General features: G+C 66.8%; 30 protein-coding genes. All 30 read left to right on the top strand.

Annotation, left to right across the window (positions count from 1 at the left end; genetic code table 11):
* Position 1: 1 nt before the first annotated feature.
* The 30 genes from rplD (at position 2) to ACFWUQ_RS13535 (ending at position 17,952) form a co-directional block, all read left to right on the top strand.
* Positions 2–652 carry a 50S ribosomal protein L4 gene (rplD, locus tag ACFWUQ_RS13390; protein WP_384537085.1) on the top strand — a complete coding sequence of 217 codons (651 nt, stop codon included), beginning with the start codon at positions 2–4 and terminating at the stop codon, positions 650–652.
* On the top strand, positions 652–975 hold the full coding sequence (gene rplW, locus ACFWUQ_RS13395; protein WP_383917702.1) for a 50S ribosomal protein L23: 324 nt from the start codon (positions 652–654) through the stop codon (positions 973–975). Before rplD ends, rplW begins: the two co-directional genes overlap by 1 nt.
* A gap of 40 nt (positions 976–1,015) precedes the next feature.
* Positions 1,016–1,852: a 50S ribosomal protein L2 gene (rplB, locus tag ACFWUQ_RS13400; protein ID WP_008739715.1), complete on the top strand. Its 837-nt coding sequence runs from the start codon at positions 1,016–1,018 to the stop codon at positions 1,850–1,852.
* A 12-nt stretch (positions 1,853–1,864) separates the two neighbouring features.
* Positions 1,865–2,146 (top strand): 30S ribosomal protein S19, encoded by a 282-nt coding sequence (gene rpsS, locus ACFWUQ_RS13405; RefSeq protein WP_008739713.1) that lies wholly within the window; start codon positions 1,865–1,867, stop codon positions 2,144–2,146.
* Positions 2,147–2,189: 43 nt separating this feature from the next.
* Complete coding sequence (gene rplV, locus ACFWUQ_RS13410; protein ID WP_136213228.1) at positions 2,190–2,537, top strand: 50S ribosomal protein L22; 348 nt, start codon at positions 2,190–2,192, stop codon at positions 2,535–2,537.
* Positions 2,537–3,379 carry a 30S ribosomal protein S3 gene (rpsC, locus tag ACFWUQ_RS13415; protein WP_008739710.1) on the top strand — a complete coding sequence of 281 codons (843 nt, stop codon included), beginning with the start codon at positions 2,537–2,539 and terminating at the stop codon, positions 3,377–3,379. Before rplV ends, rpsC begins: the two co-directional genes overlap by 1 nt.
* A gap of 5 nt (positions 3,380–3,384) precedes the next feature.
* Positions 3,385–3,804 carry a 50S ribosomal protein L16 gene (gene rplP, locus ACFWUQ_RS13420; RefSeq protein WP_008739704.1) on the top strand — a complete coding sequence of 140 codons (420 nt, stop codon included), beginning with the start codon at positions 3,385–3,387 and terminating at the stop codon, positions 3,802–3,804.
* The gene (gene rpmC, locus ACFWUQ_RS13425) at positions 3,804–4,028 is read left to right on the top strand and encodes a 50S ribosomal protein L29 (RefSeq protein WP_008739703.1); all 225 of its coding nucleotides are present in this window, start codon (positions 3,804–3,806) and stop codon (positions 4,026–4,028) included. The genes rplP and rpmC overlap by 1 nt, the downstream gene beginning before the upstream one ends.
* On the top strand, positions 4,028–4,333 hold the full coding sequence (gene rpsQ, locus ACFWUQ_RS13430; RefSeq protein WP_384537088.1) for a 30S ribosomal protein S17: 306 nt from the start codon (positions 4,028–4,030) through the stop codon (positions 4,331–4,333). Before rpmC ends, rpsQ begins: the two co-directional genes overlap by 1 nt.
* Positions 4,334–4,439: 106 nt before the next feature.
* Positions 4,440–4,808: a 50S ribosomal protein L14 gene (rplN, locus tag ACFWUQ_RS13435; RefSeq protein ID WP_008739701.1), complete on the top strand. Its 369-nt coding sequence runs from the start codon at positions 4,440–4,442 to the stop codon at positions 4,806–4,808.
* Positions 4,809–4,810: 2 nt separating this feature from the next.
* Positions 4,811–5,134: a 50S ribosomal protein L24 gene (gene rplX / locus ACFWUQ_RS13440; RefSeq protein ID WP_214946845.1), complete on the top strand. Its 324-nt coding sequence runs from the start codon at positions 4,811–4,813 to the stop codon at positions 5,132–5,134.
* Positions 5,134–5,685, top strand: a complete 552-nt coding sequence (gene rplE, locus ACFWUQ_RS13445; RefSeq protein WP_030388859.1) for a 50S ribosomal protein L5 — start codon at positions 5,134–5,136, stop codon at positions 5,683–5,685. The genes rplX and rplE overlap by 1 nt, the downstream gene beginning before the upstream one ends.
* A gap of 5 nt (positions 5,686–5,690) precedes the next feature.
* A complete protein-coding gene (locus ACFWUQ_RS13450; RefSeq protein WP_003956452.1) occupies positions 5,691–5,876 on the top strand; it encodes a type Z 30S ribosomal protein S14 in 186 nt (61 codons plus the stop codon).
* Between the two features lie 222 nt (positions 5,877–6,098).
* Positions 6,099–6,497, top strand: coding sequence for a 30S ribosomal protein S8 (rpsH, locus tag ACFWUQ_RS13455; protein WP_007265911.1), 399 nt, complete (start codon positions 6,099–6,101; stop codon positions 6,495–6,497).
* A gap of 20 nt (positions 6,498–6,517) precedes the next feature.
* On the top strand, positions 6,518–7,057 hold the full coding sequence (gene rplF, locus ACFWUQ_RS13460; protein ID WP_384537090.1) for a 50S ribosomal protein L6: 540 nt from the start codon (positions 6,518–6,520) through the stop codon (positions 7,055–7,057).
* A gap of 2 nt (positions 7,058–7,059) precedes the next feature.
* Positions 7,060–7,443 (top strand): 50S ribosomal protein L18, encoded by a 384-nt coding sequence (gene rplR, locus ACFWUQ_RS13465; protein WP_030008471.1) that lies wholly within the window; start codon positions 7,060–7,062, stop codon positions 7,441–7,443.
* Positions 7,444–7,488: 45 nt separating this feature from the next.
* A complete protein-coding gene (gene rpsE / locus ACFWUQ_RS13470; RefSeq protein WP_030298218.1) occupies positions 7,489–8,094 on the top strand; it encodes a 30S ribosomal protein S5 in 606 nt (201 codons plus the stop codon).
* Positions 8,094–8,276 (top strand): 50S ribosomal protein L30, encoded by a 183-nt coding sequence (gene rpmD / locus ACFWUQ_RS13475; protein WP_053682614.1) that lies wholly within the window; start codon positions 8,094–8,096, stop codon positions 8,274–8,276. Before rpsE ends, rpmD begins: the two co-directional genes overlap by 1 nt.
* A 1-nt stretch (position 8,277) precedes the next feature.
* Positions 8,278–8,733 carry a 50S ribosomal protein L15 gene (gene rplO / locus ACFWUQ_RS13480; protein ID WP_053682613.1) on the top strand — a complete coding sequence of 152 codons (456 nt, stop codon included), beginning with the start codon at positions 8,278–8,280 and terminating at the stop codon, positions 8,731–8,733.
* Positions 8,734–8,920: 187 nt separating this feature from the next.
* Complete coding sequence (gene secY / locus ACFWUQ_RS13485) at positions 8,921–10,234, top strand: preprotein translocase subunit SecY (protein WP_384537093.1); 1,314 nt, start codon at positions 8,921–8,923, stop codon at positions 10,232–10,234.
* On the top strand, positions 10,234–10,881 hold the full coding sequence (locus ACFWUQ_RS13490; RefSeq protein WP_384537095.1) for an adenylate kinase: 648 nt from the start codon (positions 10,234–10,236) through the stop codon (positions 10,879–10,881). The genes secY and ACFWUQ_RS13490 overlap by 1 nt, the downstream gene beginning before the upstream one ends.
* A 168-nt stretch (positions 10,882–11,049) precedes the next feature.
* Positions 11,050–11,901, top strand: a complete 852-nt coding sequence (gene map, locus ACFWUQ_RS13495; protein WP_384537097.1) for a type I methionyl aminopeptidase — start codon at positions 11,050–11,052, stop codon at positions 11,899–11,901.
* Positions 11,902–12,088: 187 nt separating this feature from the next.
* Positions 12,089–12,310, top strand: a complete 222-nt coding sequence (gene infA / locus ACFWUQ_RS13500) for a translation initiation factor IF-1 (RefSeq protein ID WP_003956442.1) — start codon at positions 12,089–12,091, stop codon at positions 12,308–12,310.
* 74 nt (positions 12,311–12,384) lie between these two features.
* Positions 12,385–12,498, top strand: coding sequence for a 50S ribosomal protein L36 (rpmJ, locus tag ACFWUQ_RS13505; RefSeq protein ID WP_003956441.1), 114 nt, complete (start codon positions 12,385–12,387; stop codon positions 12,496–12,498).
* Between the two features lie 200 nt (positions 12,499–12,698).
* Positions 12,699–13,079: a 30S ribosomal protein S13 gene (gene rpsM, locus ACFWUQ_RS13510; RefSeq protein WP_214936437.1), complete on the top strand. Its 381-nt coding sequence runs from the start codon at positions 12,699–12,701 to the stop codon at positions 13,077–13,079.
* Between the two features lie 54 nt (positions 13,080–13,133).
* A complete protein-coding gene (rpsK, locus tag ACFWUQ_RS13515) occupies positions 13,134–13,538 on the top strand; it encodes a 30S ribosomal protein S11 (protein WP_003956432.1) in 405 nt (134 codons plus the stop codon).
* Between the two features lie 149 nt (positions 13,539–13,687).
* Complete coding sequence (locus ACFWUQ_RS13520) at positions 13,688–14,710, top strand: DNA-directed RNA polymerase subunit alpha (protein WP_008739666.1); 1,023 nt, start codon at positions 13,688–13,690, stop codon at positions 14,708–14,710.
* A 99-nt stretch (positions 14,711–14,809) separates the two neighbouring features.
* A complete protein-coding gene (gene rplQ, locus ACFWUQ_RS13525) occupies positions 14,810–15,289 on the top strand; it encodes a 50S ribosomal protein L17 (protein WP_384537100.1) in 480 nt (159 codons plus the stop codon).
* A gap of 124 nt (positions 15,290–15,413) precedes the next feature.
* Complete coding sequence (truA, locus tag ACFWUQ_RS13530; protein ID WP_384537101.1) at positions 15,414–16,265, top strand: tRNA pseudouridine(38-40) synthase TruA; 852 nt, start codon at positions 15,414–15,416, stop codon at positions 16,263–16,265.
* Positions 16,266–16,332: 67 nt separating this feature from the next.
* Positions 16,333–17,952, top strand: a complete 1,620-nt coding sequence (locus ACFWUQ_RS13535; RefSeq protein ID WP_384537104.1) for an ATP-binding cassette domain-containing protein — start codon at positions 16,333–16,335, stop codon at positions 17,950–17,952.
* The last annotated feature ends 52 nt before the right edge of the window (positions 17,953–18,004 follow it).

Below are 18,004 nucleotides of genomic sequence, written 5' to 3' on the forward strand. Positions count from 1 at the left end.
AATGAGCACCATTGACATCCTTTCGCCGGCAGGCGACAAGGCCGGTACCGTCGATCTCCCCGCGGAGATCTTCGACGCGAAGACCAGCGTTCCGCTGATCCACCAGGTCGTTGTCGCCCAGCTGGCTGCTGCCCGTCAGGGCACGCACAAGACCAAGCGTCGCGGCGAAGTCCGTGGTGGTGGCCGCAAGCCGTACCGCCAGAAGGGCACCGGCCGCGCGCGCCAGGGTTCGACCCGTGCGCCGCAGTTCGTCGGCGGTGGCGTCGTCCACGGCCCGCAGCCGCGTGACTACTCCCAGCGGACCCCGAAGAAGATGAAGGCCGCCGCCCTCCGCGGTGCCCTCTCGGACCGTGCGCGTCACTCCCGCATCCACGTCGTCACCGGCGTGGTCGAGGGTTCCGCCTCCACGAAGGCCGCCAAGACGCTGTTCGGCAAGATCTCGGAGCGCAAGAACCTGCTCCTGGTCGTCGAGCGCGCCGACGAGGCCGCGTGGCTGTCCGCCCGCAACCTGCCCCAGGTCCACATCCTGGAGCCGGGCCAGCTGAACACGTACGACGTGATCGTCTCTGACGACGTGGTCTTCACTCAGGCCGCTTTCGAGTCCTTCGTGTCTGGCCCCAAGGCCGATGAGACCGAAGGGAGCGACGCCTGATGTCTGAGGCGACCGTTACCAGCAAGACCTTCACTGACCCGCGCGACCTGCTGATCAAGCCGGTTGTCTCGGAGAAGAGCTACGCGCTGCTGGACGAGAACAAGTACACGTTCATCGTCGCGCCCGGCTCCAACAAGACCCAGATCAAGCAGGCCGTCGAGGCGGTCTTCGGGGTCAAGGTCACCGGGGTCAACACGATCAACCGTCAGGGTAAGCGCAAGCGCACCAAGACCGGTTTCGGCAAGCGCGCTGACACCAAGCGCGCCATCGTGACCCTCGCTGAGGGCGACCGAATCGACATCTTCGGCGGCCAGGGCTCCTAACGGAGTCCTGAGTCGTCCGGAATCGGACGAGGACTGAGAAATGGGTATCCGCAAGTACAAGCCGACGACCCCGGGCCGTCGTGGCTCCAGCGTCGCCGACTTTGTCGAGATCACGCGGTCCACGCCGGAGAAGTCGCTGGTTCGCCCCCTGCACAGCAAGGGCGGCCGTAACAACACCGGTCGGATCACCGTTCGCCACCAGGGTGGTGGACACAAGCGCGCCTACCGCGTGATCGACTTCCGTCGTCACGACAAGGACGGCGTGCCGGCCAAGGTCGCGCACATCGAGTACGACCCCAACCGCACCGCGCGCATCGCGCTCCTGCACTACGCGGACGGCGAGAAGCGCTACATCATCGCGCCGAAGGCTCTGAAGCAGGGCGACCGGATTGAGAACGGCCCCACGGCCGACATCAAGCCCGGTAACAACCTGGCGCTCCGCAACATCCCGGTCGGTACCACGATCCACGCGATCGAGCTCCGTCCCGGTGGTGGCGCCAAGTTCGCCCGCTCCGCTGGTGCCTCCGTGCAGCTGCTGGCGAAGGAGGGCACCATGGCCCACCTTCGTATGCCGTCCGGTGAGATCCGTCTCGTCGACGCGCGCTGCCGCGCCACGGTCGGCGAGGTCGGCAACGCCGAGCAGTCGAACATCAACTGGGGCAAGGCCGGCCGCATGCGCTGGAAGGGCGTTCGCCCGTCCGTCCGCGGTGTCGCGATGAACCCGGTTGACCACCCGCACGGTGGTGGTGAGGGCAAGACCAGTGGTGGTCGCCACCCGGTCTCCCCGTGGGGTCAGAAGGAGGGTCGTACTCGCTCGCCGAAGAAGGCTTCGAGCAAGTACATCGTCCGCCGCCGCAAGACGAACAAGAAGCGCTAGGAGCGGGTTTAGATGCCGCGCAGTCTCAAGAAGGGGCCCTTCGTCGACGACCACCTCGTAAAGAAGGTGGACGTCCAGAACGAAGCCGGCACCAAGAACGTCATCAAGACCTGGTCCCGTCGCTCGATGATCATCCCCAGCATGCTGGGTCACACCATCGCGGTGCACAACGGCAAGACCCACGTCCCGGTGTTCGTCACCGAGTCGATGGTCGGCCACAAGCTCGGCGAGTTCTCGCCGACTCGCACCTTCCGCGGCCACGTCAAGGACGACCGGAAGTCGAAGCGCCGCTAAAGGCGGGGTGGTTACGACTATGACTTACACCGAAGGGACAACCATGGAAGCCAGGGCCCAGGCGCGGTACATCCGCGTCACGCCCATGAAGGCCCGCCGAGTGGTGGACCTTATCCGTGGCATGGATGCCACGGAGGCTCAGGCGGTCCTGCGTTTCGCCCCGCAGGCCGCGAGCGTGCCGGTCGGCAAGGTGCTGGACAGCGCCATTGCCAACGCCGCACACAACTACAACCACCCGGACGCCTCTTCGCTGTTCATCAGCGAGGCGTTCGTGGACGAGGGTCCGACCCTGAAGCGGTTCCGTCCGCGTGCCCAGGGCCGTGCCTACCGGATCCGCAAGCGGACCAGCCACATCACCGTGGTCGTCAGCAGCAAGGAAGGTTCCCGGTAATGGGCCAGAAGGTAAACCCGCACGGGTTCCGGCTCGGCATCACCACCGACTTCAAGTCGCGTTGGTACGCCGACAAGCTGTACAAGGACTACGTCAAGGAAGACGTGGCCATCCGTCGGATGATGACGTCCGGCATGGAGCGCGCCGGCATCTCGAAGGTTGAGATCGAGCGCACCCGTGACCGCGTGCGTGTGGACATCCACACCGCTCGTCCGGGCATCGTCATCGGCCGCCGTGGCGCCGAGGCCGACCGCATTCGCGGCGACCTCGAAAAGCTCACGGGCAAGCAGGTCCAGCTGAACATTCTTGAGGTCAAGAACCCCGAGCTCGACGCTCAGCTGGTTGCCCAGGCCGTTGCCGAGCAGCTCTCCTCCCGCGTCTCCTTCCGTCGCGCCATGCGTAAGAGCATGCAGGGCACGATGAAGGCCGGCGCCAAGGGCATCAAGATCCAGTGTGGTGGCCGTCTCGGCGGCGCCGAGATGTCCCGCTCCGAGTTCTACCGCGAGGGCCGTGTGCCGCTGCACACGCTGCGCGCGAACGTGGACTACGGCTTCTTCGAGGCCAAGACCACCTTCGGCCGTATCGGTGTGAAGGTCTGGATCTACAAGGGCGACGTCAAGAACATCGCCGAGGTTCGCGCCGAGAACGCTGCGGCCCGTGCGGGTAACCGCCCGGCCCGTGGCGCGCAGGGCGCTGGCGACCGTCCCGCCGGCCGTGGTGGCCGTGGTGGCGAGCGCGGCGGCCGTGGTGGCCGCAAGCCGCAGCAGGCTGCTGGTGCCGAGGCCCCCAAGGCCGACGCTCCCGCCGCCGCTCCGGCCGAGAGCACCGGAACGGAGGCCTGACCGACATGCTGATCCCTCGTAGGGTCAAGCACCGCAAGCAGCACCACCCCAAGCGCAGTGGTATGGCGAAGGGCGGTACTGAGGTCACGTTCGGCGAGTACGGCATCCAGGCGCTGACCCCGGCGTACGTGACGAACCGCCAGATCGAGGCGGCTCGTATTGCGATGACCCGCCACATCAAGCGTGGCGGCAAGGTCTGGATCAACATCTACCCGGACCGCCCGCTGACGAAGAAGCCTGCCGAGACCCGCATGGGTTCCGGTAAGGGTTCTCCCGAGTGGTGGATCGCCAACGTGCACCCGGGTCGGGTCATGTTCGAGCTGTCCTACCCGAACGAGAAGATTGCTCGTGAGGCGCTCACCCGCGCTGCTCACAAGCTTCCGATGAAGTGCCGGATTGTTCGGCGCGAGGCAGGTGAGTCGTGATGGCGACGGGAACCAAGGCGTCCGAGCTGCGTGAGCTCGGCAACGAGGAGCTCGTTGGCAAGCTGCGCGAGGCCAAGGAGGAGCTGTTCAAGCTCCGCTTCCAGGCGGCCACGGGTCAGCTGGAGAACAACGGCCGGCTCAAGTCCGTCCGTAAGGACATCGCTCGCATCTACACCCTGATGCACGAGCGTGAGCTCGGTATCGAGACGGTGGAGAGCGCCTGATGAGCGAGAACAACGTGACTGACAACGCAGCGAACAGCGGCTCCGCCGCGGGCGAGCGCGGTTTCCGCAAGACCCGTGAGGGTCTCGTCGTCAGCGACAAGATGGACAAGACTGTCGTCGTCGCCGTCGAGGACCGCGTCAAGCACGCCCTGTACGGCAAGGTCATCCGCCGTACGAACAAGCTCAAGGCTCACGACGAGCAGAACGCTGCCGGCGTCGGCGACCGCGTCCTCATCATGGAGACGCGTCCGCTGTCGGCGAGCAAGCGGTGGCGCATCGTCGAGATCCTCGAAAAGGCCAAGTAAGCACCTGAGGGGTTTCCCTCAGGTTCGTTCCGCCAGGCTCGGTGGGGGCGGTAGCTCTTAGGAGCGAGGCCCCCGCCGGGAACCGGCAGACAATCAGGAGATACACGTGATCCAGCAGGAGTCGCGACTGCGTATCGCCGACAACACTGGTGCCAAGGAAATCCTTTGCATCCGTGTTCTCGGTGGTTCCGGTCGCCGCTACGCGGGCATCGGTGACGTCATCGTCGCCACCGTCAAGGACGCGATCCCCGGTGGCAACGTGAAGAAGGGTGACGTCGTCAAGGCTGTCATCGTTCGCACCGTCAAGGAGCGTCGCCGCCAGGACGGCTCGTACATCCGCTTTGACGAGAACGCCGCCGTCATTCTCAAGAACGACGGCGACCCTCGCGGCACCCGTATCTTCGGCCCGGTGGGCCGTGAGCTGCGCGAGAAGAAGTTCATGAAGATCATCTCGCTCGCGCCGGAGGTGCTGTAAGCATGAAGATCAAGAAGGGCGACCTGGTTCAGGTCATCACCGGTAAGGACAAGGGCAAGCAGGGCAAGGTCATCATGGCCATCCCTACTGAGAACCGTGTCCTCGTCGAGGGTGTCAACCGGGTCAAGAAGCACACCAAGGCCGGTCAGACCGCTGGTGGTTCGCAGACCGGCGGCATCGTGATCGTCGAGGCGCCGATCCACGTCAGCAACGTTCAGCTGGTTGTGGAGAAGGACGGCCAGAAGGTCGTTACCCGCGTCGGTTTCCGCTTCGATGACGAGGGCAACAAGATCCGCGTTGCCAAGCGGACGGGTGAGGACATCTGATGGCTACCACTCCGCGTCTCAAGACGAAGTACCGCGAGGACATCGCGGGCAAGCTGCGTGAGGAGTTCTCCTACGAGAACGTCATGCAGATCCCCGGCCTCGTGAAGATCGTGGTCAACATGGGTGTGGGCGACGCCGCCCGCGACTCCAAGCTGATCGACGGCGCCATCAAGGACCTGACGACGATCACCGGTCAGAAGCCGGCCGTCACGAAGGCCCGGAAGTCCATCGCGCAGTTCAAGCTGCGCGAGGGTCAGCCGATCGGCTGCCACGTCACCCTCCGTGGTGACCGCATGTGGGAGTTCCTGGACCGTACGCTGTCGCTCGCGCTGCCGCGTATCCGTGACTTCCGCGGTCTGTCGCCGAAGCAGTTCGACGGCCGTGGCAACTACACCTTCGGTCTCACGGAGCAGGTCATGTTCCACGAGATCGACCAGGACAAGATCGACCGTACCCGGGGTATGGACATCACCGTGGTCACCACGGCGACCAACGACGACGAGGGCCGCGCCCTCCTTCGTCACCTCGGCTTCCCCTTCAAGGAGGCGTAAGCGAGATGGCGAAGAAGGCTCTCATCGCGAAGGCTGCCCGCAAGCCCAAGTTCGGTGTGCGTGCGTACACCCGCTGCCAGCGCTGCGGTCGCCCCCACTCCGTGTACCGCAAGTTCGGCCTGTGCCGCGTCTGCCTTCGTGAGATGGCTCACCGTGGCGAGCTGCCGGGCGTGACCAAGAGCTCCTGGTAAACACCCTCGTCCGCAAGGACTTGGGCACTACCAGGCACTCTCGGTAAGCATCTGGACGGTGGGTGCCCAGCCGCGCATGCCTTAGGCTTGTGTGGTTGGGCGTCCGCCGCCCATAACGACTTACTACGCCGTAGGTCCCCGCACCGCACCCGTCCCGCCACTGAGCGGGGAGAGGGATGGCGCATACAGGAAACCCCGGCGAGAGAGGCCGAAGGCCACTTCATGACCATGACTGACCCGATCGCAGACATGCTCACGCGTCTGCGTAACGCTAACTCGGCGTACCACGACACTGTCGTGATGCCGCACAGCAAGATCAAGTCGCACATCGCAGAGATCCTCAAGCAGGAGGGTTTCATCACCGGCTGGAAGGTCGAGGACGCCGAGGTCGGCAAGAACCTCGTCCTTGAGCTGAAGTTCGGGCCGAACCGTGAGCGCTCCATCGCGGGCATCAAGCGGATCTCGAAGCCCGGTCTGCGTGTGTACGCGAAGTCCACCAACCTGCCGAAGGTCCTCGGTGGCCTGGGCGTGGCGATCATCTCCACGTCCCACGGTCTCCTGACCGGCCAGCAGGCAGGCAAGAAGGGCGTAGGTGGGGAAGTCCTCGCCTACGTCTGGTAGTCGGGAACGGAGGAAAAGCAATGTCGCGAATCGGCAAGCTCCCCATCCAGGTTCCCGCCGGTGTGGACGTCACCATCGATGGCAACACGGTTGCAGTGAAGGGCCCCAAGGGCTCCCTGGCGCACACCGTTAAGGCGCCCATCGCAGTCGTCAAGGGCGAGGACGGCGTTCTGAACGTCACCCGCCCGAACGACGAGCGTCAGAACAAGGCCCTGCACGGCCTGTCCCGCACGCTGGTGGCGAACATGATCACCGGTGTGACCACGGGGTACGTCAAGGCTCTCGAAATCAGCGGTGTCGGTTACCGCGTGGCCGCGAAGGGCTCCAACCTGGAGTTCCAGCTCGGCTACAGCCACCCGATCCTGGTGGAGGCGCCCGAGGGCATCTCCTTCAAGGTCGAGTCGCCGACCAAGTTCTCGGTCGAGGGCATCGACAAGCAGAAGGTCGGCGAGGTCGCCGCCAACATCCGCAAGCTGCGGAAGCCCGACCCGTACAAGGCCAAGGGTGTCAAGTACGCCGGCGAAGTCATCCGCCGCAAGGTCGGAAAGGCTGGTAAGTAGCCATGGCATACGGTGTGAAGATCGCCAAGGGCGACGCGTACAAGCGCGCGGCCAAGGCTCGCCGCCACATCCGCATCCGCAAGAACGTCTCGGGTACGGCGGAGCGTCCGCGCCTCGTCGTGACGCGTTCCAACCGCAACATCGTTGCTCAGGTCATCGACGACCTCCAGGGCCACACCCTGGCGTCGGCGTCGACCCTGGACGCTTCGATCCGCGGTGGCGAAGGCGACAAGAGCTCGCAGGCCCAGGCTGTCGGCGCGCTCGTCGCCGAGCGTGCCAAGGCCGCGGGTGTCGAGACCGTCGTGTTCGACCGCGGTGGCAACCGATACGCCGGGCGCATTGCCGCTCTGGCTGACGCCGCCCGCGAAGCCGGGCTGAAGTTCTAAGCCCCGGTTCCGGGACTCACGGACGTAACAGAGAGAGGTAATCCAATGGCTGGACCCCAGCGCCGCGGAAGCGGTGCCGGTGGCGGCGAGCGGCGGGACCGGAAGGGTCGCGACGGTGGCCCTGCCGCCGAGAAGACCGCTTACGTTGAGCGCGTTGTCGCGATCAACCGCGTCGCCAAGGTTGTCAAGGGTGGTCGCCGCTTCAGCTTCACCGCGCTGGTCGTGGTGGGCGACGGTGACGGCACGGTAGGTGTCGGTTACGGCAAGGCCAAGGAAGTTCCCGCGGCCATCGCCAAGGGTGTCGAGGAAGCCAAGAAGAACTTCTTCAAGGTTCCGCGCATCCAGGGCACCATCCCTCACCCGATCACGGGCGAGCGTGCCGCGGGCGTCGTGCTCCTGAAGCCGGCTTCCCCCGGTACCGGTGTTATCGCCGGTGGCCCGGTGCGCGCCGTTCTGGAGTGCGCCGGCGTTCACGACATCCTGTCGAAGTCGCTCGGCTCGTCGAACGCGATCAACATCGTGCACGCGACCGTTGCTGCGCTCAAGGGCCTGCAGCGTCCCGAGGAGATCGCGGCCCGCCGCGGTCTGCCCCTTGAGGACGTCGCTCCCGCGGCTCTGCTGCGTGCGCGTGCCGGGGCGGGGGCTGCGTAATGGCTCGCCTCAAGATCACGCAGACCAAGTCGTACATCGGCAGCAAGCAGAACCACCGCGACACTCTGCGTTCGCTCGGGCTCAAGCGCCTGAACGACGTGGTCGTCAAGGAGGACCGCCCCGAGTTCCGCGGAATGGTGCAGACCGTCCGCCACCTCGTGACGGTTGAGGAGGTTGACTAACATGGCTGAGAACAGCCCGCTGAAGGCCCACAACCTCCGTCCCGCCCCCGGTGCCAAGACCGCGAAGACCCGTGTCGGTCGTGGTGAGGCGTCGAAGGGTAAGACGGCCGGTCGTGGTACGAAGGGCCAGAAGGCCCGTTACCAGATCCCGCAGCGCTTCGAGGGCGGGCAGATGCCCCTCCACATGCGTCTGCCGAAGCTCAAGGGCTTCAAGAACCCGTTCCGCACCGAGTTCCAGGTCGTGAACCTGGACAAGCTCGGCGCTCTCTACCCCGAGGGTGGAGAGGTCACGGTGGCCGACCTGGTCGCCAAGGGCGCGGTTCGCAAGAACAGCCTCGTCAAGGTCCTCGGCCAGGGCGAGATCTCCGTGGCGCTGCAGGTTTCGGTTGACGCCGTCTCCGGCTCCGCCAAGGAGAAGATCGCCGCCGCTGGTGGCACCGTCACCGAGCTCGTCTAAGACGAATCCGGTGGCTGAATAGCTAGAAACCCGACCGGGGATGCCTCACATATGGGGCATCCCCGGTTGGTCGTTCCATGGGGGGCACAGTCGCCGGTAAGGTGGCCAGCACCTTTGCTTGTACGTATTCGTCGATCCCTCAGACCGTCACCTCTGACGCAGTAGCGCGGGGGTCGCAGGAGGCACCGTGCTCACCGCGTTCGCCCGGGCGTTCAAGACGCCCGACCTGCGCAAGAAGCTGCTTTTCACGCTCGCCATCATCGTGCTGTTCCGGCTCGGGTCCCACATCCCGGTCCCCGGCGTGAGCTACAAGAACGTTCAGATCTGTGTGGACCAGGCCGGGAGCAGCAACAGCCTCTTCGGTCTCGTCAACATGTTCAGCGGCGGTGCGCTGCTGCAGATCACGATCTTCGCGCTCGGCATCATGCCGTACATCACGGCGAGCATCATCCTGCAGCTGCTGACCGTGGTCATCCCGAAGCTGGAGACCCTCAAGAAAGAGGGCCAGTCCGGCACGGCGAAGATCACTCAGTACACGCGCTATCTGACGGTCGCACTCGCGATCCTGCAGGGCACCGGCCTCGTCGCCACTGCCCGCACTGGTGCCCTGTTCCAGGGCTGCCAGGTCGCCAGCCAGATCGTCCCCGACCGGTCGATCTTTACCACCGTCGTCATGGTCGTCACCATGACCGCCGGTACCTGCGTCGTCATGTGGCTCGGTGAGCTCATCACCGACCGCGGCATCGGCAACGGCATGTCGATCCTCATGTTCATCTCGATCGCCGCCGGCTTCATCGGTGCCCTGTGGGCCATCAAGGAGCAGGGCAAGATCGCGGACGGCTGGGTCGAGTTCGGCGTGGTCATGCTCGTCGGCCTCGCGATGGTCGGCCTCGTGGTCTTCGTCGAGCAGGCGCAGCGCCGGATCCCGGTCCAGTACGCGAAGCGCATGATCGGCCGCCGTTCGTACGGCGGTACCTCGACGTACATCCCGCTCAAGGTGAACCAGGCGGGCATCATCCCCGTCATCTTCGCCTCGTCGCTGCTCTACATCCCGGCCCTGGTCGTACAGTTCAGCGGCTCCACCGCGGGCTGGGCCACCTGGATCCAGAAGCACTTCGTCAAGGGCGACCACCCGTACTACATCGCGGTCTACTTCCTCCTGATCGTCTTCTTCGCGTTCTTCTACGTGGCGATCTCGTTCAACCCCGAGGAAGTTGCAGACAACATGAAGAAGTATGGTGGGTTCATCCCGGGCATCCGCGCCGGCCGACCCACCGCCGAGTACCTGAGCTACGTACTCAACCGGATCACCTGGCCGGGGTCGCTGTACCTGGGTCTCATCGCTCTTGTGCCGACGATGGCGTTGGCGGGCTTCGGAGCGAACCAGAACTTCCCGTTCGGCGGGACGAGCATCCTGATCATCGTGGGTGTGGGTCTGGAAACCGTGAAGCAGATCGAGAGCCAGCTCCAGCAGCGTAATTACGAAGGGTTCCTCCGCTGATGCGAATCGTCCTCGTCGGACCGCCCGGTGCGGGCAAGGGAACGCAGGCCGCGTTCCTTGCCAAGAACCTGTCGATCCCGCACATCTCCACGGGCGACCTGTTCCGGGCCAACATCAGCCAGGGCACCGAGCTCGGCAAGAGCGCCAAGTCGTACATGGACGCGGGCGAGCTCGTGCCGGACTCCGTCACCATCGGTATGGCCAAGGACCGGATGGGGCAGCCCGACGCCGCGAACGGCTTCCTGCTCGACGGCTTCCCGCGCAACCTCTCGCAGGCCGAGGCGCTCGACGAGATCCTCAAGGTGGCCGGCCTGAACCTGGACGCCGTGCTCGACCTGGAGGTCGAGGAGGACGAGGTCGTCAAGCGCATCGCCGGCCGCCGGACCTGCCGCAAGGACTCCGCGCACGTCTTCCACGTCACGTACGCCCCGCCGAAGGCCGAGGGTGTCTGCGACACCTGCGGCGGCGAGCTGTACCAGCGCGGGGACGACTCCGAGGCCACGGTGCGCAACCGGCTCGCGGTCTACCACGCGGAGACCGAGCCGATCATCGACTACTACAAGGCCCAGGGCCTCGTGTCGACGATCCCGGCTCTCGGCGAGGTCGCGGAGATCACGCGCCGCGCGATGGAAGCCCTCAAGAAGTAGCAAGACCCTGGTCATGCAGACGGCCGCGGTGTCCCTCGGGGCGCCGCGGCCGTCCGCATGACGCGCCGCGGCGCGACATCAGCCAATAATTGAGGAACCACAGCGGACATCGATCATGTCCGCGACAGCGGCGGCGGTCGAGCCGCGAGAAAAGGAAGGCACGCCCCCATGGTGCAGATCAAGACCCCCGAGCAGATCGCGAAGATGCGCGAGGCGGGGCTGGTCGTCGCCGCCATCCACGCGGCGACGCGCGAGGCGGCCGTACCGGGCGCCACGACGCGCGATCTGGACATGGTGGCCCGCAAGGTGATCGCCGACGCCGGGGCCAAGTCGAACTTCCTCGGGTACGGGGGCTTCCCCGCGACGATCTGCACCTCGGTGAACGAGGTCGTCGTCCACGGCATCCCGGACGACAAGACCGTCCTCAAGGACGGCGACATCATCTCGATCGACGCCGGCGCGATCGTCGACGGCTGGCACGGCGACGCCGCCTACACCGCCTTCGTGGGCACGGGGCACGCCCCTGAGCTCGTGGAGCTCTCCCGGGTGACCGAGGAGTCCATGTGGGCCGGTATCGCCGCGATGAGGCTCGGCAACCGCCTCGTGGACATCTCGAAGGCGATCGAGACGTACATCAGGCGCCAGCCGCGGCCGACCACGGGCGAGCACAGCCTGGGGAAGTTCGGGATCATCGAGGACTACGGCGGCCACGGCATCGGGTCCGAGATGCACATGGACCCCCACCTGCTGAACTACGTCTCGCGCAAGCGGGGCAAGGGGATCAAGCTGGTCCCGGGCCTGTGCCTGGCGATCGAGCCCATGGTCTCCCTGGGCACGGCCCAGACGGAGGTGCTCGCGGACGACTGGACCGTCATCACCACGGACGGCACCTGGTCCTCGCACTGGGAGCACTCCATCGCCCTGACGGAGGCCGGCCCGATCGTCCTGACCAGCCCCGACTGCGGCAAGGCGAAGCTGGCGGAGTACGGGGTCACCACCGCGCCGGACCCGCTGGGCTGACCGCCGGGGCCCGTGCTCGGGCCGCGGCGCGCCCGCCCCGTCGGGCCGGTGATCTAGACTCTGGGACAAACTTTCCGGATTCGTCTTTCCGGGTGCCCTGACGTAGACTGACTCGTCGACTCCCGTGCACTCCCATGCCTGCATGGCGCACGGAGCCGACCAAGGTAGCCGATTCGAAAGGCGAAGCGTGGCCAAGAAGCAAGGTGCCATCGAAATCGAGGGCACCGTGATCGAGTCCCTCCCGAACGCGATGTTCAAGGTGGAACTCCAGAACGGTCACAAAGTCCTCGCGCACATCAGCGGCAAGATGCGCATGCACTACATCCGCATCCTCCCTGATGACCGGGTTGTCGTGGAGCTCTCTCCGTACGACCTCACGCGTGGCCGGATCGTCTACCGATACAAGTAGATCTTGTCTTCACTCCCGCCTGGGCGTCTTGTCCCGGCGCGGGTGGTGGCACTGACCCGGAGAACCTCACCAACATGAAGGTCAAGCCGAGCGTCAAGAAGATCTGCGACAAGTGCAAGGTGATCCGCCGTCACGGTCGGGTCATGGTCATCTGCGACAACCTGCGCCACAAGCAGCGCCAGGGCTGACGCACGCCGACCGACCTGCCTTTCGCAGTTCTTCGCGCGACGTAAGTAAACGTACATACGCAGAACCCGCCCAGCCCTGCGAGGGGCCGGCGGCACCTCCGGCGGGGGCCGGGGACCCGGACGTACCACTCACCCAGTCAGGGTGGTCGGCGGTCGGGGTCGGTTCTGCGGAAGACCCCCGAACACACAGGAGCCATTGAATGGCACGCGTTTCCGGTGTCGACATCCCGCGCGAAAAGCGCGTGGAGATCGCACTCACCTACGTCTTCGGTGTCGGGCGCACCCGGTCCAAGGAAATCCTTGAGGCCACCGGTGTGAACCCGAACACCCGCGTTCGTGACCTGGCCGAAGAGGACCTGGTCAAGATCCGCGAGTACGTGGACGCCAACCTCCGCACCGAGGGTGACCTCCGCCGCGAGATCCAGGCCGACATCCGCCGCAAGGTCGAGATCCAGTGCTACCAGGGTATTCGCCACCGTCGTGGCCTCCCGGTGCACGGTCAGCGGACCAGCACGAACGCGCGTACCCGCAAGGGCCCGCGTCGCGCGATCGCCGGTAAGAAGAAGCCGGGCAAGAAGTAGTCCTGTTCAGCGGTCTTGCGCTGTAGGACCGACCACCTCCCGTAGGAGATTTAGATGCCCCCCAAGGGTCGTCAGGGCGCTGCCAAGAAGGTGCGCCGCAAGGAAAAGAAGAACGTCGCTCATGGGCACGCCCACATCAAGAGCACGTTCAACAACACCATCGTTTCGATCACCGACCCCTCGGGCAACGTGATCTCCTGGGCCTCCGCCGGCCACGTCGGCTTCAAGGGCTCGCGCAAGTCCACCCCCTTCGCCGCGCAGATGGCCGCTGAGTCGGCCGCCCGCCGCGCGCAGGAGCACGGCATGCGCAAGGTCGACGTCTTCGTGAAGGGTCCGGGCTCCGGCCGCGAGACCGCGATCCGCTCCCTCCAGGCCACCGGCCTTGAGGTCGGCTCGATCCAGGACGTCACCCCCACCCCGCACAACGGCTGCCGCCCGCCGAAGCGCCGCCGCGTCTGACGCAGCGGACGCACCTGTGCGTTCTTGAGTGTCCGGGCGGTACGAACCCCTCGCGGGGGACGTACCGCCCGTACCCTTGTAGTCCGCAGCTCCGGCTGCACTCCGTCGGGCGTCAAATAGTGGGCGTCCACGAATGAAGGAACACAGACATGCTTATCGCTCAGCGTCCTTCGCTGACCGAAGAGGTCGTCGACGAGTACCGCTCGCGGTTCGTGATCGAGCCGCTGGAGCCGGGCTTCGGCTACACCCTCGGCAACTCCCTGCGCCGCACGCTCCTGTCCTCGATCCCGGGTGCCGCTGTCACCAGCATCCGCGTGGACGGCGTCCTGCACGAGTTCACCACCGTGCCGGGTGTGAAGGAAGACGTCACCGACATCATCCTGAACATCAAGCAGCTGGTCGTCTCCTCGGAGCACGACGAGCCGGTCGTGATGTACCTGCGCAAGCAGGGTCCCGGCCTGGTCACCGCCGCCGACATCGCGCCCCCGGCCGGTGTCGAGGTGCACAACCCGGACCTGGTCCTCGCCACGCTCAACGGCAAGGGCAAGCTGGAGATGGAGCTGACCGTCGAGCGCGGTCGCGGCTACGTCTCCGCCGTGCAGAACAAGCAGCTGGGCCAGGAGATCGGTCGCATCCCGATCGACTCCATCTACAGCCCGGTCCTCAAGGTCACCTACAAGGTCGAGGCGACCCGAGTCGAGCAGCGCACCGACTTCGACAAGCTGATCGTCGACGTCGAGACCAAGCAGGCCATGCGCCCGCGCGACGCCATGGCGTCCGCCGGCAAGACCCTGGTCGAGCTGTTCGGTCTGGCGCGCGAGCTCAACATCGACGCCGAGGGCATCGACATGGGCCCGTCCCCGACGGACGCCGCCCTGGCCGCCGACCTGGCGCTGCCGATCGAGGAGCTGGAGCTCACGGTCCGCTCGTACAACTGCCTCAAGCGCGAGGGCATCCACTCCGTGGGTGAGCTCGTGGCGCGTTCCGAGGCCGACCTGCTCGACATCCGCAACTTCGGTGCGAAGTCGATCGACGAGGTCAAGGCGAAGCTGGCCGGCATGGGCCTGGCCCTCAAGGACAGCCCGCCCGGATTCGACCCGACCGCCGCCGCCGACGCCTTCGGCGCCGACGACGACGCGGACGCCGGCTTCGTCGAGACCGAGCAGTACTGAGCCCCGGCTCGCCCCGCAAGAACTTTCCCGCGGCATCCGCCCCGGGGGAACTGACACCGGTACCTGACACGGCCGGTGCAGATATGAAGGAGTAACACCATGCCGCGTCCCGCAAAGGGTGCCCGTCTGGGCGGCAGCGCCGCGCACGAGAAGCACCTCCTCGCGAACCTCGCGAAGGCGCTCTTCGAGCACGGCCGCATCACCACCACCGAGGCCAAGGCCCGCCGCCTGCGTCCCTACGCCGAGCGTCTGGTCACCAAGGCCAAGAAGGGCGACATCCACAACCGTCGCCTGGTGCTGCAGACGATCACGGACAAGAGCATCGTGCACACGCTGTTCACCGAGATCGCCCCGCGCTACGAGAACCGCCCCGGTGGTTACACGCGCATCACCAAGATCGGCAACCGTCGTGGCGACAACGCCCCGATGGCGGTCATCGAGCTGGTCGAGGCCCTGACGGTCGCCCAGCAGGCCACCGGTGAGGCCGAGGCCGCCACCAAGCGCGCGGTCAAGGAGGCGGAGGCCAAGGCCGAGGCCACCGAGACCCCCGCCGAGCCCGCCGACGAGTCGGCCAAGTAGTTTGGTCGAGGAGGCCTGATCCTCCGGGATCTCGTCTGCTTGAACGGCTCTGAACGGGCCCGCCCCCTCCGGGGCGGGCCCGTTTGGCGTTCGCCCGAAAGACACAGCTGAGAGGATCGCTCACGTGAGTGACGAGGTGGAGTCCGGGCACGTCCGGGTGCGGCTGGACCTGAGCTACGACGGCAAGGACTTCTCCGGATGGGCCAAGCAGCGCGTGCTGCGGACCGTCCAGGGCGAGCTGGAGTCCGCGCTGCGGACCGTGATGCGGCTGCCGGACCCGGTGGAGCTGACCGTGGCCGGACGCACGGACGCGGGCGTGCACGCCCGCGGCCAGGTCGCGCAGTTCGACGTGGCCGCGGAGGTGTGGGCCGAGCACCACGACAAGCTGCTGCGCCGGCTCGCGGGCCGGCTGCCGCACGACGTGCGGGTGTGGAGGGCCGCGGAGGCCCCCGCGGGGTTCAACGCGCGTTTCTCGGCCATCTGGCGCCGCTACGCCTACCGTGTCGGCGACCACCAGGCCGGTGTGGACCCGCTGCGCCGCGGCCACGTGCTGTGGCACCAGTGGCCCCTGGACGTGGACGCGATGAACGAGGCGGCCGCCGCGCTGGTCGGCGAGCACGACTTCGCCGCGTACTGCAAGAAGCGCGAGGGCGCCACGACCATCCGCACGCTCCAGCAGCTCAGCTGGGAGCGCGGCGAGGACGGGATCGTCACCGCGACCGTCCGGGCCGACGCCTTCTGCCACAACATGGTCCGCTCGCTGGTGGGAGCGCTGCTGCACGTCGGCGACGGCCACCGGCCGACCGACTGGCCCGGCAAGGTGCTCGCCGCGGCGGTACGGGACTCCTCGGTGCACGTGGTCAAGCCGCACGGGCTGACGCTGGAGGAGGTCGGCTACCCGGCGGACGAGCTGCTGGCCGCGCGCAGCAAGGAGGCGCGCAACATGCGCACCCTGCCGGGCGCGGGCTGCTGCTGATCCCGGCCCGCCCAGACCGGGGCCAATCCGTTTGGGCGGAGCGCGGCGGACCTGGAGAATGCCGGGCATGGGACATCTCGAAGCCAGCCATCTGGAGTACTACCTGCCGGACGGGCGGGTCCTGCTCCCCGACGTCTCCTTCCGGGTGGGGGAGGGGTCGGTGGTCGCCCTGGTGGGGGCGAACGGGGCCGGCAAGACCACCCTGCTGAAGCTGATCTCGGGAGAGCTCCAGCCGCACGGCGGCGGGGTCACCGTGAGCGGCGGCCTCGGCGTGATGTCGCAGTTCGTGGGCTCCGTACGGGACGGGACGACCGTGCGGGACCTGCTGGTGTCGGTGTCCCAGCCGCGTATCCGGGAGGCGGCGCGGGCCGTGGACCGCGCCGAGGAGCGGATCCTCGCCGTCGACGACGAGGCCGCGCAGATGGCCTACGCGCAGGCGCTCAGCGACTGGGCGGACGTCCAGGGCTACGAGGCCGAGACCCTGTGGGACGTGTGCACCACGGCCGCCCTGGCGATCCCGTACGACAGCGCGCAGTTCCGCGAGGTGCGCACGCTGTCGGGCGGTGAGCAGAAGCGGCTCGTGCTGGAGGCGCTGCTGCGCGGGCCGGACGAGGTGCTGCTGCTCGACGAGCCGGACAACTACCTGGACGTCCCGGGCAAGCGGTGGCTGGAGGAGCAGCTGAAGGCCACCCGCAAGACCGTGCTGTTCGTGTCGCACGACCGCGAGCTGCTGTCCCGGGCCGCCGAGAAGATCATCAGCCTGGAGCCGAGCCCCACGGGCACCGACGTGTGGGTGCACGGCGCGGGCTTCGGGACGTACCACGACGCCCGCAAGGAGCGCTTCGCGCGCTTCGAGGAGCTCAAGCGGCGCTGGGACGAGGAGCACGCCCGGCTGAGGGCCCTGGTGCTGCGGCTGCGCAACCAGGCCGCGAGCAGTCCGGACATGGCCTCGCGGTACCGGGCGATGCAGACCCGCTTCCAGAAGTTCGAGGAGGCCGGGCCGCCGCCGGAGCCGCCGCGCGAGCAGGACATCCGGATGCGGCTCAAGGGCGGCCGTACGGGCGTGCGCGCGCTCACGGTGGAGAACCTGGAGCTCACCGGTCTGATGAAGCCCTTCTCGCTGGAGGTCTTCTACGGCGAGCGGGTCGCGGTGCTCGGCTCCAACGGCTCCGGCAAGTCGCACTTCCTGCGGCTGCTGGCGGGCGAGGACGTCGGGCACACCGGCACGTGGAAGCTGGGCGCCCGGGTGGTTCCCGGCCATTTCGCGCAGACCCACGCCCATCCGGAGCTGTTCGGGCGCACCCTCGTCGACATCCTGTGGACGGAGGCGGCCAAGCCGCTGGGCGCGGCGATGGGCGTACTGCGCCGGTACGAGCTGGAGCGGCAGGGCGACCTCCCCTTCGACAAGCTCTCCGGCGGTCAGCAGGCGCGCTTCCAGATCCTGCTGCTGGAGCTGGCGGGCACCACCGCGCTGCTGCTGGACGAGCCGACGGACAACCTGGACCTGGAGTCGGCGGAGGCGCTCCAGGACGGGCTGGAGGCGTACGACGGCACTGTGCTGTGCGTCACGCACGACCGCTGGTTCGCGCGCACATTTGACCGTTACCTGGTCTTCGGTTCGGACGGTGTTGTGCGGGAGACTCAGGAGCCCGTCTGGGACGAACGTAGAGTCGAACGCGCGCGTTAGGGGGAACCTCCCCCTCGGCCGGAGTGAGGGGGAGGCGTTGTGGGCCTGCGGC

This window comes from Streptomyces sp. NPDC058662, assembly GCF_042716255.1.
In the GTDB taxonomy this organism is placed as follows: Bacteria; Actinomycetota; Actinomycetes; order Streptomycetales; family Streptomycetaceae; genus Streptomyces.